Below are 13,687 nucleotides of genomic sequence, written 5' to 3' on the forward strand. Positions count from 1 at the left end.
GCCGAAAAGGAACCGCCCGAGGGGAAAGCCGAGGTTTGAGATGGACTACACGTTCCAGTTCGGCCCATTGCTGAACTACCTGCCGCAAATCGTCAGCGGGCTGTGGCTGACGGTCGGCCTGTCCTTCGTCGGCATATTCGGCGGCATCGCGCTCGGGATTTTCTGCGCGGTGATGTCGACCTCGTCCTCGCCGTTTCCGCGCTTCCTCGTTCGCCTCTATGTCGAGGTGGTGCGCAACACGCCGCTGCTGGTGCAGATCTTCGTCATCTTCTTCGGATTGCCGAACATCGGGGTTCGGCTGACGCCGCTCACCTCCGTCTTCATTGCCCTGGTGCTGAACAATGGCGGTTATGTCGCGGAGATCGTGCGCGGCGGCATCGAGGCCACCCACCGCAGCCAGGTGGAGGCGGGGGAAAGCCTCGGCCTCACCTATTTCCAGACGCTGCGCTTCGTGATCCTGCCACCTGCACTGGAAAAGGTATTCACGCCGGTCGTCTCGCAATGCGTGCTCCTGATGCTGTCGACCAGCCTCGTCTCGGTGATCGGCGTCGAGGACCTGACGGGGGCCGCGATGATCGCAAGCTCTGAGACGTTCCGTACGATGGAAATCTACCTGGTCGTCGCCGTGGTCTATGTCGCCCTAAATTTCGCCTTCCGCGCCGTGCTGAACCTTGCCGGCCTCATGGTCTTCACGCGGCTCCGCCGCCGCCTGCTCGGGAGGGCATGAGATGCGCACGTTCGGCTCCCCCGAATTCCTCTTCATTGTCTATGCACTGCGCTGGACGCTGTCGCTGACCGTCCTCGCCTTCGTCGGCGGCGGCATCATGGGCATCGTGCTGGCGCTGCTGCGCATCGCTCGCAGCCGGACGTTGCGCACGATCACGAGCTTCTACATGCAGGTGATCCAGGGCCTGCCGCTGCTGGTGTTGCTGTTCCTGTGCTACTATGCGCCGTCGCTTTTCGGCATCGAGATCGCGGCGCTGACGGCGGCGGCCATTGCGCTCACCATCAATTCCAGTGCCTTCCTCGGCGCCATTTGGGAAAGCGCGCTGAGGGCTATCCCCAAGGCGCAGTGGGAAAGCGCCGATGCGCTGGCGCTGACGCCCTACAAGACGCTGCGCTTCGTCATCGCGCCCCAGGCGATCCGTCTCGCCCTGCCGTCCACCGTCGGCTTCCTGGTGCAGATCATCAAGCAGACGTCGCTCGCTTCGATCATCGGCTTCATCGAGATCACCCGCGCCGGGCAGCTCGTCAGCAATGCCACATTCGAACCGCTCAAAGCCTTTTTGAGCGTCGCCGCCCTCTATTTTGCCGTCTGCTTCCCGCTCACCCAGTTCAGCCTCTGGCTTGAGCGGCGTACGGCCCGCCGGGGCGCGGGAACCTGATCACCCAACGGCCCGCAGAAGGCTGTCCTACCAACCGGAACTCTAGAACTGTGAGGATGACCATGCGCCTGAAATCCCTTCTCCTGCCCCTCGTCGGGCTTCTTGCACTCACCGTCGGCGCCGCAACGGCGTCGGCTTCCTCCCTCGACGACATCATCGCCCGCAAGAAGGTCCTGATCGGTGTCGACCTGTCCGTCCCGCCCTTCGGCATCACCAATGAGGAGATGCAGCCGGACGGGCTGGATGTCGACGTCGCCGAGCTTCTGGCGAAGGACCTAGGCGTCGAGCTGGAACTGGTGCCCGTCACCGGCCAGAGCCGCATCCCGTCGCTTCAGACGGGCAAGGTCGATTTCGTCGTCGCGAGCTTCGGCATTTATGCCGAGCGCGCGCTGTCGGTCGCCTTCTCCAATCCCTATGGCGGCCACAAGTCGGTGATCATCGCGCCGAAGGGAACAGTGATCAAAAGCCTCGCCGACCTTGCAGGCAAGCGCGTCGGCGTCCCGCGAGGCACGGCACACGAAAAGATCCTTTCCGCTGCCAAGATCGAGGGCATGGAACTGGTGCGCTTCGACGACGACAGCACGACGTTGAACGCGCTCGTCTCCGGCCAGGTCGATGCCATCGGCACGGTGAACTACATCGCGGCGCAGCTTCAGGAACGCTATCCCGATAGCGGCTTCGAGGAGAAGACGACCTATCTCCAGAGCTTCTACGGGGTTGGCCTGCGCCGCAACGATCCCGACCTTCTGCACTGGGTGAACACAGTGCTCTTCGTCCACAAGCAGAGCGGCGAACTCTCCGCGATCTACGAGAAGTGGATGAAGACCCCGATCCCGGAACTGCCGTCGTTCTGATCCCAAAACAGCCAAGGGGCGCCCCTTTGGCGCCCCGACCACTGATCGAGAGGTCTATCATGTCCGTTGTCGTCGCAAAGAATATCCGCAAGAGTTTTGGCGCGCTGGAAGTGCTGAAGGGCGTGTCGCTGACCGTCGAAGGCGGCGAAGTCGTCGCCCTGATCGGCCGCAGCGGTTCCGGCAAGAGCACCTTCCTGCGCTGCCTGAACGGCCTCGAAAGCGTCGATTCAGGCGAGATCGAGGTGGCCGGCCACGGCATGTCGCGTAAGCCCGCCGAACTTCGCCAGCTCCGGCGCGACGTCGGCATCGTCTTCCAGAGCTACAACCTCTTCCCGCACTTGACTGCCGGCGAGAACATCATGCTCGCCCCGGTCCAGGTGAAGTGCATGGGCAAGGACGCCGCGCGCGCGGAGGCCAAGCGCTGCCTCGCGCTCGTCGGGCTCGGCGACCGCTTCGAGGCCTATCCGGACATGCTCTCGGGCGGCCAGCAGCAGCGCGTCGCCATCGCCCGCTCGCTGGCCATGCAGCCGAAGGTGATGCTGTTCGATGAAGTCACGTCGGCGCTTGACCCGGAACTCACCGGGGAGGTGCTCGCCGTCATCGAAAACCTCGCGCGTGACGGCATGACTATGCTCCTCGTGACGCACGAAATGGGCTTCGCCCGGCGCGTCGCCAACCGGACGATCTTCATGAAGGACGGCGTCATCCACGAGGAAGGTCCCTCCGCCGAATTCTTCTCCGCGCCGAAGACGCCGGAACTTCAGGCCTTTCTGCGTTCGGAAGTAGGCTGAGCCCGCGCAGCCGTTCGTCCACCCATTGTCTTACATAATCGGCAGAAACGCTCTGCCGGAGGAGTCCCCATGCCTAAGATCGAGGTATTACAGGTTGGCCCGTACCCTGAGTGGGACGAGGAGCGCCTGAACGCAGCCTTCACCATGCACCGCTATTTCGAGGCGGCCGACAAGGAGGCCTTCCTCGCGACGCACGGCCAAAACATCCGCGGCATCGCCACGCGTGGTGAGCTCGGTGCCAACCGTGCGATGATCGAAGCGCTGCCGAAGCTGGAAGTGATCTCCGTCTACGGCGTCGGCTATGACGCGGTGGACCTTGCCGCGGCGCGCGAGCGCGGCATCCGCGTCACCAACACGCCTGATGTGCTTACCAAGGACGTCGCCGACCTCGGGATTGCGATGATGCTCGCGCAGGCGCGCGGCGTAATAGGCGGCGAGACATGGGTCAAGAGCGGCGACTGGGCGAAGAAGGGTCTCTATCCGCTGAAGAGCCGTGTGCATGGCAAGCGCGCCGGCGTACTCGGCCTCGGCCGAATTGGCTACGAGGTGGCCAAGCGCCTCGCCGGCTTCGACATGGACATCGCCTACAGCGATATGGGGCCGAAGGATTTTGCCAGGGACTGGACCTTTGTCGCCGATCCGGTCGAACTTGCCGCACGCTCCGACTTCCTGTTCGTCACGCTCGCAGCGTCGGCCGAGACCCGTCATATCGTCGGCAGGAAGGTTATCGAAGCGCTCGGCCAAGAGGGCATGCTGATCAATATTTCCCGGGCCTCCAACATCGACGAGGAAGCGCTGCTCGACGCACTGGAGACGAAGGCGCTCGGTTCCGCCGCGCTCGATGTCTTCGACGGCGAGCCGAACCTCAACCCACGTTTTCTCGCCCTCGACAACGTGCTGCTCCAGCCGCACATGGCGTCGGGCACGATGGAGACCCGCAAAGCGATGGGCCAGCTCGTCTTCGACAACTTATCGGCCAATTTCGACGGCCGGCCGCTGCCGACCCCGGTTCTGTGAGGGCGACCCGATGAAAGCCATCGTCATCCACGCAGCAAAAGACCTGCGCCTCGAGGACAGCGCCGTCGAGGCGCCCGGTCCCGGCCAGGTGGAGATCCGCCTTGCGACGGGCGGCATCTGCGGTTCGGACCTGCATTACTACAACCACGGCGGTTTCGGTGCGGTGCGGCTGAAGGAGCCGATGATCCTCGGCCACGAGGTCTCCGGCCACGTCGCATCCCTGGGTGAAGGCGTGTCCGGGCTGGCCGTCGGCGATCTCGTCGCCGTCTCGCCCTCGCGGCCCTGCGGCGCCTGTGACTACTGCCTGAAGGGCCTGCCGAACCATTGCTTCAACATGCGCTTCTACGGATCGGCCATGCCATTCCCGCACATCCAGGGCGCCTTCCGTGAACGCCTTGTCGCCAAGGCCGCCCAGTGCGTGAAGGCGGACGGGCTTTCGGCCTGCGAAGCCGCCATGGCCGAACCGCTCGCCGTGACGCTGCACGCCACGCGCCGGGCCGGCGAGATGCTTGGCAAGCGCGTGCTCGTCACCGGCTGCGGGCCGATCGGCACGCTGTCGATCCTCGCCGCACGGCGGGCCGGCGCAGCCGAGATCGTCGCCGCCGACCTGTCCGAACGGGCGCTCGGCTTTGCTCGCGCCGTCGGCGCGGACCGCACGATCAACCTCTCGGAAGACCGCGACGGCCTCGTTCCGTTCAGCGCGAATAAGGGATACTTCGATGTCCTCTACGAATGCTCAGGCGCCCAGCCCGCACTCGTCGCCGGGATCCAGGCGTTGCGCCCGCGCGGCGACATCGTCCAGCTCGGGCTTGGCGGCGAGATGAGCCTTCCCATGATGGCGATCACTGCCAAGGAACTGGACCTGCGCGGTTCCTTCCGCTTCCATGAGGAATTCGCGATTGCGGTGAAACTGATGCAGGGCGGCTTCATCGACGTGAAGCCGCTGATCACCCATACGCTGCCGCTCGCCGATGCGCTCCAGGCCTTCGAGATCGCCTCGGACAAGAGCCAGTCGATGAAGACGCAGATCGCATTCTCTTGAGGACAAGCCCATGAGCACGCAACTTTTCGACCTGACGGGCAAGCGCGCCCTTGTTACTGGCTCCTCGCAGGGCATCGGCTATGCGCTGGCTAAGGGCCTTGCCGAGGCCGGCGCCGAGATCGTCCTCAACGGCCGCGACACAGCCAAGCTGAAGGCGGCCGCCGATAGTCTCGGCGCAAAGCACACGCTCGCCTTCGACGCCACCGACCATGAGGCCGTGCGCAAGACGATCGACGCCTTCGAGGCGGAAGTCGGGGCCATCGACATCCTCGTCAACAATGCCGGCATGCAGCACCGCACGCCGCTGGAGGATTTTCCGGCCGACGCGTTCGAGCGCCTGCTGAAGACCAATATCTCGACGGTCTTCAATGTTGGCCAGGCCGTCGCGCGCCACATGATCGCGCGCGGTGCAGGCAAGATCATCAACATGGCCAGCGTCCAGACCGCACTCGCCCGCCCGGGCATCGCGCCCTATACCGCCACCAAGGGCGCCGTCGGCAACCTCACCAAGGGCATGGCGACGGACTGGGCCAAGCATGGCCTGCAATGCAACGCGATTGCGCCCGGTTATTTCGACACGCCGCTCAACGCCGCGCTCGTCGCCGACGCCAACTTCTCCGAATGGCTGGAGAAGCGCACGCCAGCCGGCCGCTGGGGCAAGGTGGAGGAACTGGTCGGCGCCTGTATCTTCCTCTCTTGCGATGCTTCCTCCTTTGTGAACGGACACACGCTCTATGTCGACGGCGGCATCACGTCCTCGCTCTGAGGCAACCAGGCGTATCGTCCTGATGGGCGTCGCCGGCTGCGGCAAGTCCGCCGTTGGCTCGGCACTGGCCTCCCGCATCGGCGCGACCTATCTCGACGGCGACGATCTGCATCCGCCGGCAAACATCGCCAAGATGAGCCGCGGCGAACCGCTCGCCGACGACGACCGCTGGCCATGGCTGACGCTGGTCGGGCAAAAGCTCGCCGACCCGGACGGCATCATCATCCTCGGCTGCTCGGCGCTGAAACGCCGCTACCGCGACCATATCCGACAAGAGGCCAGCGCGCCCGTCGCCTTCGTGCACCTCGCCGGCAGCCGGGAGCTGATCACCTCGCGCATGGCCGCGCGGGCCGGACACTTCATGCCGACAAGCCTCATCGACAGCCAGTTCGCGGCACTGGAGCCGCCGGCGGCAGACGAAAACGCCATAACCGTCGATATCGACAAGCCGCTGGAGGCGATCGTCGCCGCCATCGCGGCCAGACTGGAGGAGATCCGGACATGACCAAAAGGGTAGCGCTGATCGGCGCAGGCGCCATGGGGGGCGCCATCGGCACGCGGCTGGCCGAGACCGGCAATCGCATCACCGTCTTCGACCCCGGGCCGGACAAGATGCAGGCACTGGTCGACAAGGGCGCCTTCGCCGCCGCGTCGGCCGCTGAGGCCGCCGCCGCCAGCGACTACGTGATCCTCAGCCTCAACGCCCCCGCCATCGTGCGCCGCGCGGTCTTCGGCGAGGCAGGCGTAGCGGCCGGCGCCAGGCCCGGCACGCTGATCATTGACATGTCCTCGATCGATCCGGACGCGACGAAAGAGCTGGCGGTGGCGGCGGCCGAAAAGGGTCTGCGCTGGGTTGACAGCCCGCTTTCCGGCGGCGCGCCGAAGGCGCTCGTCGGCGAGCTGACGCTGATGGCAGGCGGCGCGGCCAAGGATGTAGAGGACGCGTATGCGGTCCTCCAGCACGTCGCTAGCAACTATACCCATATGGGACCGGTCGGCGCGGGCCAGACGACCAAGCTGATCAACCAGGTGCTCTGCGGCCTCGGCTTCCTTGCCGTTGCGGAAGCCACCCAATTGGCGCTCGACGCCGACGTCGATGCAGCAAAGATCCCACAGGCCCTGAAGGGTGGGCGCGCCGACAGTGCCATCCTGCAGGAATACATGCCGCGCTTCGTGGCGAGGGATTACCGCCGCACTGGGCGCATCGACAACATGGTGAAAGACCTTTCCGGCGCGCAGGATCTTGCGCGGCGCACCAACACGGCCATGCCGCTGACGGCGGCCTGCGCCGAAATCCACCGTATGCTGACGGCCGCAGGCCTCGGCGGCGAGGACCAAGCCGCGCTGATGGAATTTTTCCGGGGACCGAACAAGGAGAATTTTGAATGATCACCCGTTACGCACTGTTTGAGGGCAAGGTGAAGCACGGCCAAACCGAAGCCTTCCGCAAGGCCGTCATCGAGCGCATCCTGCCGAAGTGGCGGGCCTTCCCGCGCGCGACCGGCGTGCGTGTCTCCTTTGCGGAAGCCCGCGACGAGGGCGCACCGGAACTGCCGATGATCCTCGCCATCGACTATCCGAGCCTGGAGGCCGTGGAAGAAGCTCTGGCGAGCCCCGTCCGCTCCGAAGCCCGCGCGGCGACCGAAGCAGTCCTTGCCGAATTCTTTGACGGCCGCATCCACCATCATGTGACACTCGCCAATGAATACAATCTTTGAGCATAAAAAGGTCGTCGGCTCGAGGTCCTTACAAGACCGCGGATAGCGGACGCCGGCGGTTGGTTCTCAGCGACCGGCCGCCGATGCCTACCGGCTGTTAGGGCGAGGCCAATTCGGTAGCCGATTCCCAACGCTGACGGGCCTACGGGGGAGGTCAACGCCTCCAAATCGTCAAAAAGCATTTGAAAGCGACATCTGTTGAGCAAAGGTAAGGGACCTCAGCGTTTCTAACGCGGCGGCGGAACTCTTCGTAACGCCAGGGCGGTGAGCAGACAGGTACGGGCACTCGAGAGCCATCGCGGGACGCTGCTGTTTCTCCGCGGTTCGGGGAAGCTCGAGCTTACGCCAGAGGGGCGCCGCTTCTAGTGCGATATTCATTCCGCCTTTGCCATTATTGGCCATGGTACCGCGCGCATCCGTGATGCGCATTCCAGCCAAGCACTAAACATACTGGTCAGTCGGTGTTTCCTACAGCAGTGGTTGTTGCCCAAGCTCAGTAGCTTCGAGGTGAGGGTCCAGGTGACCCTTGCCGCGACTTGCGAAGCGTGGCGCCGTCATCAACCGACTATTGTGGATGACGGTGACAAGTTTCGGGGTGTGTCGGTTCCGGGCAGACGGCGACCCAATCTCATCTTCTTGACGCGCTTTAACGTAATTCAAACAACGGAACTAGCGGTTGTATCGTCGCTCACTTGCATAGAGCGCAACCGCCATAGCGCGGTTGCGAACGTTCAGTTTGTCGTAGAGATTTTTCAGGTGGTACTTAACCGTGTTTTCCGAGATCCCGGTCCGCGTCGCGATCTGCAAATTTGTCCAACCATCCGCCAAGACGCCGAGCAGTTCGAGCTCGCGTGCGGTTAGGCACGACAGCGGCGTCTCGTTGATCTTGGCGACGTCTATGTAAGGGATGCAGATACGGCCGTTGGCGACTGCTAACAGCGTATCGAACAGGATGCAGGGATCGTCGAACTGGTAGCAGTAACCCTGCGCGCCGAGCCGCACGCACTGCTTCAGGATGCCAATATCATGGTCGTTGGAAAAAATGACCACGCGCGGCATCAATTGTCGGCGCTGAAGTTCAATCAACACCTCGCCCGCATCTATGTCGGACAGCTTCCAGGCGACGACGGCAACATCGAAGCTTGGGCTCTTCTCCTCAGCAGCCTTGATGAGCGCACGGCCGGTTTCCACGCTTCCGATTAATTCGAATCTTTCATCTCTAGTTGCGAGGTCGCTGAGCGCGGCGACCACGAGTGGGTTGCGCTCAGCGATTAGGAGTCGGGTCTGATCGTGTCGAGCACTCCGCTGTGATATGTTGGAGTCTTCTCGATACACCTACATTGAGCCCTTAATGGCATCGAGAGGTTGACCTGTCGCGCGGAGGGCCGAAACGACCGTGTTGGCCATCAAAAGTGCAATGGTCATCGGCCCGACGCCGCCGGGCACCGGCGTGATGGCGCCGGCCTGTTCGGCCGCACTGGCATAGTCGACGTCGCCGACAAGCCTAGACTTGCCGTTGGCGCCGCCTTTGAGGCGGTTGATACCAACGTCGATGACGGTGGCTCCCGGCTTGACCCAGTCGCCCTTGATCATTTCAGGACGCCCGACCGCGGCCACCAGGATGTCAGCGCTGCGGCAAAGGGCCGGCAGGTCCTTGGTGCGGCTGTGGGCGATGGTGACGGTGGCGTTGGCGTTGAGCAGAAGGTTGGCCATCGGCTTGCCGACGATGTTGGAGCGGCCGACGACAACCGCGTTGAGGCCCGACAGGTCGCGGCCAAGCGTGCGCTCGATCAACAACATCGAGCCGGCAGGCGTGCAGGGCACGAAGGCGGTGTCGAGTTCGCCGGTGCCGAGCTTGCCGACATTGGTGAAGTGGAAGCCGTCGACGTCCTTGTCGGCCGAGATCGTCTGAATGATCCTGCCGGCGTCGATATGGCCGGGCAGGGGCAACTGGACGAGGATGCCGTGGATCTTGGGGTCGGCGTTGAGCTTTTTCACCAGGGTGACGAGGTCGGCTTCGGAGGTGTCGGCCGAAAGCGCGTGCTCGATCGAATGGAAGCCGCATTCCTTGGCCTTCTTGCTCTTGGAAGCGACATAGACCTGGCTTGCCGGGTCGTGGCCAACGATGACCACAGCTATGCCGGGAACGATACCCGTCTCGGCGATCAGCTTTTCGGCTGCGATCCGAACTTTGGCGACTACATCGGCCGCCACCGCCTTCCCATCTATGATGATTGACACGTATTTCTAATCCTTATTTTAAGACGCGTTCGGCTCAGAACAGTCCTTCGATCTGGCCCTGTTCGTTGAGGAAGATCTTTTCCGACGAGGGTGCCCTGGGCAGGCCGGGCATGGTCATGATCTCACCGCAGATGGCGACGATGAAGCCGGCGCCTGCTGCAAGGCGGACCTCACGCACCGGCACGACATGGTCGACAGGCGCGCCGCGCAGGTTCGGGTCGGTCGAGAACGAGTATTGCGTCTTGGCCATGCACACCGGCAGATGACCGTAGCCCGCCTGTTCCCAGGCATGCAGCTGGTCGCGCACCGACTTGTCGGCGATCGCCTCCGAGCCGCGGTAGATGCGCTTGACGATGGTGTCGATCTTGTCGAACAGCTTCATCTCGTCGGGGTAGAGCGGCGAGAACTGCGAGGCGCCGCTTTCGGCGAGCTGCACCACCTTGTGGGCGAGTTCCTCGATGCCGGCCGAGCCCTTGGCCCAGTGCTTGCACAGGATCGCTTCGGCACCCATCGAGGCGACATAGTCCTTCATCGCCGCGATCTCGGCGTCGGTGTCGGAGACGAAGTGGTTCATCGCCACCACGACCGGCACGCCGAACTGCTTGACGTTCTCGATGTGGCGGCCAAGGTTGGCGCAGCCCTTCTTCACCGCCTCGACATTCTCCTTGCCGAGCTCTTCCTTCTTGACGCCGCCATTCATCTTCATCGCGCGCACGGTGGCGACGATGACGGCGGCTGCCGGCTTGAGGCCCGCCTTGCGGCACTTGATGTCGAAGAACTTCTCGGCACCGAGATCAGCGCCGAAACCGGCTTCGGTGACGACATAGTCGGCGAGCTTCAATGCGGTGGTGGTGGCGACCACCGAGTTGCAGCCATGGGCGATGTTGGCGAACGGGCCGCCATGGACGAAGGCCGGGTTGTTTTCCAGCGTCTGCACCAAATTGGGCTGGACCGCGTCCTTCAGCAGCACCGCCATGGCGCCATCGGCCTTGAGGTCGCGGGCATAGACGGCCGTCTTGTCGCGGCGATAGGCAACGATGATGTCGCCCAGGCGCTTCTCGAGATCTTTCAGATCGGTGGCCAGGCACAGGATCGCCATGACTTCGGAAGCAACCGTGATGTCGAAGCCGGCCTCACGCGGAAAACCGTTGGCGACGCCGCCGAGCGAGCAGTTGATCTGGCGCAGCGCCCGGTCGTTCATGTCCATCACCCGGCGCCACACCACGCGGCGGGTGTCGATGCCGAGCTCGTTGCCCCAGTAGATGTGGTTGTCGATCAGCGCCGACAAAAGATTGTGCGCGGTGGTGATGGCGTGGAAGTCGCCGGTGAAGTGGAGGTTCATGTCCTCCATCGGCACGACCTGGGCATAACCGCCACCCGCAGCACCGCCCTTGACGCCGAAATTCGGCCCGAGCGAGGCTTCACGGATGCAGACGATGGCCTTCTTGCCGATACGGTTCAAACCGTCACCGAGGCCGACAGTCGTCGTGGTCTTGCCTTCGCCGGCTGGCGTCGGGTTGATCGCGGTGACCAGGATCAGCTTGCCGTCCTTGTTCTTGCGTGCATTGGCAATGAACTCGGCCGAGATCTTCGCCTTGTCGTGGCCATAAGGCAAAAGATGCTCGGTCGGAATGCCGATCTTGGCGCCGACCTCCTGGATCGGCTTCTTCTTCGCCGCACGCGCGATCTCGATGTCGGTCTTAAACTCGGCCATGGTCCTGCCTAATCTGTTTTGGTTGGCGTGAAAGTTCGTTGCGAAGCGGGCTCATGCACTCACTGCGACTTCTGACAAAGGTTGGCTCGTTTGTTGGGTTATTGACGCTGGCACTTTCGGGCACTCAAGAAAAATCCGGTTCCTGCATGCAGCGCAAATGACTGGGTCGAGGTGGCGCACGACACCTGGAATAGCCTCACTCTTGCGGCGAAATACGTGCCCTCGACCAATTTCCTTCGCTACCCGATACGTGGAAAGCTGTTGACGCAACCGGGGATACTTGACGATGAGATAAAGGCCGCCGCCACGCGCTTTACGTCTTTTGGCCTCTTCGATGAGAAACTCCGCACCTGAAAGGTCCATACCGATGTTCCCGTCGATGCCCATCACCATATGAGTCTGATGAGGCCGGGTCTGTTCCAGGCGACGGAACTGTCGTTGTAGCCCCTCCAGTGCTCCGAAATAGAGCGGGCCTTGAAGACGTGAGAAGATTGCCTGCGGGCATTCCGGCAGCTTGGCTCTCTCGGCATTGGCGAAGCTCCGGTGTGGATTCTTCGGATTGGGAACCCATAACGGCACATCAGTTTGCATGGTCCTGCGCAGGAAGAAGCACAGCGACAGGATCACGCCCAAAAATATGGCGAATTCCATCTCCAGGAACAGAACCGCAAGAAAGGTACAGACAAGCACCATGGACTCGGGCGGGCTTGTGCGAAGTACATGGCTGATCTTTTCGAATTCAACCAGTCGCCATGCAATCAGGATGATGAGGCCGGACATTGCCGGGATAGGCAGGTAGTGCACCAGCGGTGCAATGAATGCTATCATCCCGAGCAAAAAAAGTGACGACAATATCGCCGAGAGCGGGGTCCTTGCTCCGCAATCATAATTCAAACCGCTTCGCGTTAGCGAACCAGATCCGGCATAAGAAGAAAAAAGCGAACCGACGAGATTTGATAGCCCCTGGCCGATGATCTCCCGGTTCGTGTCGATATGTTGACGCGAGCGTCCTGCAATGGCTCTTGAGATCGAGACAGTCTGCAGAAGGCCGATTAAAGCGATCGCGAATGACCCCGGCGCCAGCGATCGCAGCTCCTCAGCGGAAAATTCTGGGATGCGAAATGGTGGGAGGTGGAAGGTTATCGGTTCCACGAATTCAACGCCATGTGCTCGCGCATGCATGAGGTAGGCAACTGCGCCACCAAGTATCAGAGCAATCAGATGACTGGGCCACTTTGGCAACAGCCGCCGCAGCAATATCGATGAAACGAGCGTCACCAGAACGACCAAGATCAGGCTGTAGTTTGCCTTAGCGATAAAGACTAGGGAGTCGAGATTCGACAATCGGTCGTGCTCAAGATTTGTGGTTAGGCCTTCCATGATGGTGGCGATTTGGCTTTGTCCTATCAGGACCGCGGCGCCAGCGGTAAACCCCATCATCACCGACGGGGAAACAAAGTTCATCAACTGGCCGAGGCGCGCGATTCCAAGCAGGAACTGGAACGCGCCGACAAGAAGGCTGACGGTCATGGCGGCTGCTATGAATTCAGCACTTCCGGGCTGATATACAGGACTCAATGTTGCAAACACGACGAGTGAAATGGCTGTGGACGGCCCTGAAATCTGATGCCATGAGCTCCCATAGAGCGCAGCCACAATCGGAATCACGACGGCGGAGTAGAGCCCATATTCTGGTGGTAGGCCCGCAATTGCGGCGAACGCAATGGCCTGGGGCAAAACCACCGCCGCATTGGTGAAGCCTGCGAACGTATCAGCTTGCAGAGTGCGCTTATCGACAAGGCGCATCCAGTCCAGGAATGGAAAGAGCGACTTCATCCAGCGACGATCCGCAATATTTCGCATCATTCATCCATCGAGCCAAAGCTCAAGCGACCCTTTACCTTCCAAGATCTGGCGACGGGAAGGAAGGTGGTTCGCGGCAAGTAATGCCGCGGTGTTGCGGTTGAAGCCGACTGCCCGTTATGGGGTCAGACCAGCCTTTCAGTTAGGTTTAACGTTACGTGGCTCTGGGCACGTCCACTGTCGGCGAGCCGACAATCGCAATGATTTTGCCTGAAAGCTTCATGCGGCCGACCGTATGCTCCTGCTGGGGCCATGACGTTGCGGCGTAATATCTAATGAAAAATTGCAGTCGTATC

At 62.2% G+C, this 13,687-nt stretch carries 15 protein-coding genes; 11 read left to right on the top strand and 4 right to left on the bottom strand.

Features of this window, described 5'->3' with window-relative positions; genetic code table 11:
- Window positions 1-40: 40 nt before the first annotated feature.
- The 11 genes from HNQ95_RS19965 (at window position 41) to HNQ95_RS34225 (ending at window position 7,939) form a co-directional block, all read left to right on the top strand.
- Window positions 41-727 (top strand): amino acid ABC transporter permease, encoded by a 687-nt coding sequence (locus HNQ95_RS19965; RefSeq protein WP_154385768.1) that lies wholly within the window; start codon window positions 41-43, stop codon window positions 725-727.
- A gap of 1 nt (window position 728) precedes the next feature.
- A complete protein-coding gene (locus tag HNQ95_RS19970) occupies window positions 729-1,385 on the top strand; it encodes an amino acid ABC transporter permease (RefSeq protein WP_154385769.1) in 657 nt (218 codons plus the stop codon).
- A 62-nt stretch (window positions 1,386-1,447) separates the two neighbouring features.
- The gene (locus HNQ95_RS19975) at window positions 1,448-2,239 is read left to right on the top strand and encodes a transporter substrate-binding domain-containing protein (protein WP_246340898.1); all 792 of its coding nucleotides are present in this window, start codon (window positions 1,448-1,450) and stop codon (window positions 2,237-2,239) included.
- Window positions 2,240-2,298: 59 nt separating this feature from the next.
- On the top strand, window positions 2,299-3,030 hold the full coding sequence (locus HNQ95_RS19980) for an amino acid ABC transporter ATP-binding protein (RefSeq protein WP_154385771.1): 732 nt from the start codon (window positions 2,299-2,301) through the stop codon (window positions 3,028-3,030).
- Window positions 3,031-3,099: 69 nt separating this feature from the next.
- On the top strand, window positions 3,100-4,047 hold the full coding sequence (locus tag HNQ95_RS19985) for a 2-hydroxyacid dehydrogenase (protein ID WP_154385772.1): 948 nt from the start codon (window positions 3,100-3,102) through the stop codon (window positions 4,045-4,047).
- Window positions 4,048-4,057: 10 nt separating this feature from the next.
- On the top strand, window positions 4,058-5,089 hold the full coding sequence (locus tag HNQ95_RS19990) for an L-idonate 5-dehydrogenase (RefSeq protein WP_154385773.1): 1,032 nt from the start codon (window positions 4,058-4,060) through the stop codon (window positions 5,087-5,089).
- Window positions 5,090-5,099: 10 nt separating this feature from the next.
- Complete coding sequence (locus tag HNQ95_RS19995) at window positions 5,100-5,855, top strand: SDR family oxidoreductase (protein WP_154385774.1); 756 nt, start codon at window positions 5,100-5,102, stop codon at window positions 5,853-5,855.
- Window positions 5,856-5,877: 22 nt separating this feature from the next.
- Window positions 5,878-6,360 (top strand): gluconokinase, encoded by a 483-nt coding sequence (locus tag HNQ95_RS20000; protein ID WP_154385775.1) that lies wholly within the window; start codon window positions 5,878-5,880, stop codon window positions 6,358-6,360.
- Window positions 6,357-7,244: an NAD(P)-dependent oxidoreductase gene (locus HNQ95_RS20005; RefSeq protein WP_154385776.1), complete on the top strand. Its 888-nt coding sequence runs from the start codon at window positions 6,357-6,359 to the stop codon at window positions 7,242-7,244. Before HNQ95_RS20000 ends, HNQ95_RS20005 begins: the two co-directional genes overlap by 4 nt.
- Window positions 7,241-7,573: a hypothetical protein gene (locus HNQ95_RS20010; protein ID WP_154385777.1), complete on the top strand. Its 333-nt coding sequence runs from the start codon at window positions 7,241-7,243 to the stop codon at window positions 7,571-7,573. Before HNQ95_RS20005 ends, HNQ95_RS20010 begins: the two co-directional genes overlap by 4 nt.
- A gap of 264 nt (window positions 7,574-7,837) precedes the next feature.
- Entirely contained in the window at window positions 7,838-7,939 is a 102-nt protein-coding gene (locus tag HNQ95_RS34225; RefSeq protein ID WP_182575118.1) for a LysR family transcriptional regulator, read from the top strand.
- Window positions 7,940-8,242: 303 nt separating this feature from the next.
- Here HNQ95_RS34225 and HNQ95_RS20020 read toward each other — a convergent pair whose 3' ends face one another.
- Genes HNQ95_RS20020 through HNQ95_RS20035 form a run of 4 tightly spaced genes read right to left on the bottom strand, consistent with a single transcriptional unit; the run spans window position 8,243 to window position 13,364 of the window.
- Window positions 8,243-8,887, bottom strand: coding sequence for a response regulator transcription factor (locus HNQ95_RS20020; RefSeq protein WP_182575130.1), 645 nt, complete (start codon window positions 8,885-8,887; stop codon window positions 8,243-8,245).
- A 21-nt stretch (window positions 8,888-8,908) separates the two neighbouring features.
- Complete coding sequence (gene folD / locus HNQ95_RS20025) at window positions 8,909-9,814, bottom strand: bifunctional methylenetetrahydrofolate dehydrogenase/methenyltetrahydrofolate cyclohydrolase FolD (protein WP_182575119.1); 906 nt, start codon at window positions 9,812-9,814, stop codon at window positions 8,909-8,911.
- Between the two features lie 34 nt (window positions 9,815-9,848).
- Window positions 9,849-11,528 carry a formate--tetrahydrofolate ligase gene (locus HNQ95_RS20030; protein WP_154385778.1) on the bottom strand — a complete coding sequence of 560 codons (1,680 nt, stop codon included), beginning with the start codon at window positions 11,526-11,528 and terminating at the stop codon, window positions 9,849-9,851.
- A 51-nt stretch (window positions 11,529-11,579) separates the two neighbouring features.
- Window positions 11,580-13,364: a SulP family inorganic anion transporter gene (locus tag HNQ95_RS20035; protein WP_182575120.1), complete on the bottom strand. Its 1,785-nt coding sequence runs from the start codon at window positions 13,362-13,364 to the stop codon at window positions 11,580-11,582.
- Window positions 13,365-13,687: the final 323 nt, after the last annotated feature.

This window comes from Aminobacter ciceronei (assembly GCF_014138625.1).
Lineage (GTDB): Bacteria > Pseudomonadota > Alphaproteobacteria > Rhizobiales > Rhizobiaceae > Aminobacter > Aminobacter ciceronei.

Coding starts and splice junctions, on each gene's coding strand:
- HNQ95_RS19965 (WP_154385768.1), top strand. CDS start 41: ATGGACTACACGTTCCAGTTCGGCCCATTGCTGAACTACCTGCCGCAA.
- HNQ95_RS19970 (WP_154385769.1), top strand. CDS start 729: ATGCGCACGTTCGGCTCCCCCGAATTCCTCTTCATTGTCTATGCACTG.
- HNQ95_RS19975 (WP_246340898.1), top strand. CDS start 1,448: ATGCGCCTGAAATCCCTTCTCCTGCCCCTCGTCGGGCTTCTTGCACTC.
- HNQ95_RS19980 (WP_154385771.1), top strand. CDS start 2,299: ATGTCCGTTGTCGTCGCAAAGAATATCCGCAAGAGTTTTGGCGCGCTG.
- HNQ95_RS19985 (WP_154385772.1), top strand. CDS start 3,100: ATGCCTAAGATCGAGGTATTACAGGTTGGCCCGTACCCTGAGTGGGAC.
- HNQ95_RS19990 (WP_154385773.1), top strand. CDS start 4,058: ATGAAAGCCATCGTCATCCACGCAGCAAAAGACCTGCGCCTCGAGGAC.
- HNQ95_RS19995 (WP_154385774.1), top strand. CDS start 5,100: ATGAGCACGCAACTTTTCGACCTGACGGGCAAGCGCGCCCTTGTTACT.
- HNQ95_RS20000 (WP_154385775.1), top strand. CDS start 5,878: ATGGGCGTCGCCGGCTGCGGCAAGTCCGCCGTTGGCTCGGCACTGGCC.
- HNQ95_RS20005 (WP_154385776.1), top strand. CDS start 6,357: ATGACCAAAAGGGTAGCGCTGATCGGCGCAGGCGCCATGGGGGGCGCC.
- HNQ95_RS20010 (WP_154385777.1), top strand. CDS start 7,241: ATGATCACCCGTTACGCACTGTTTGAGGGCAAGGTGAAGCACGGCCAA.
- HNQ95_RS20030 (WP_154385778.1), bottom strand. CDS start 11,528: ATGGCCGAGTTTAAGACCGACATCGAGATCGCGCGTGCGGCGAAGAAG.
- HNQ95_RS20035 (WP_182575120.1), bottom strand. CDS start 13,364: ATGAAGTCGCTCTTTCCATTCCTGGACTGGATGCGCCTTGTCGATAAG.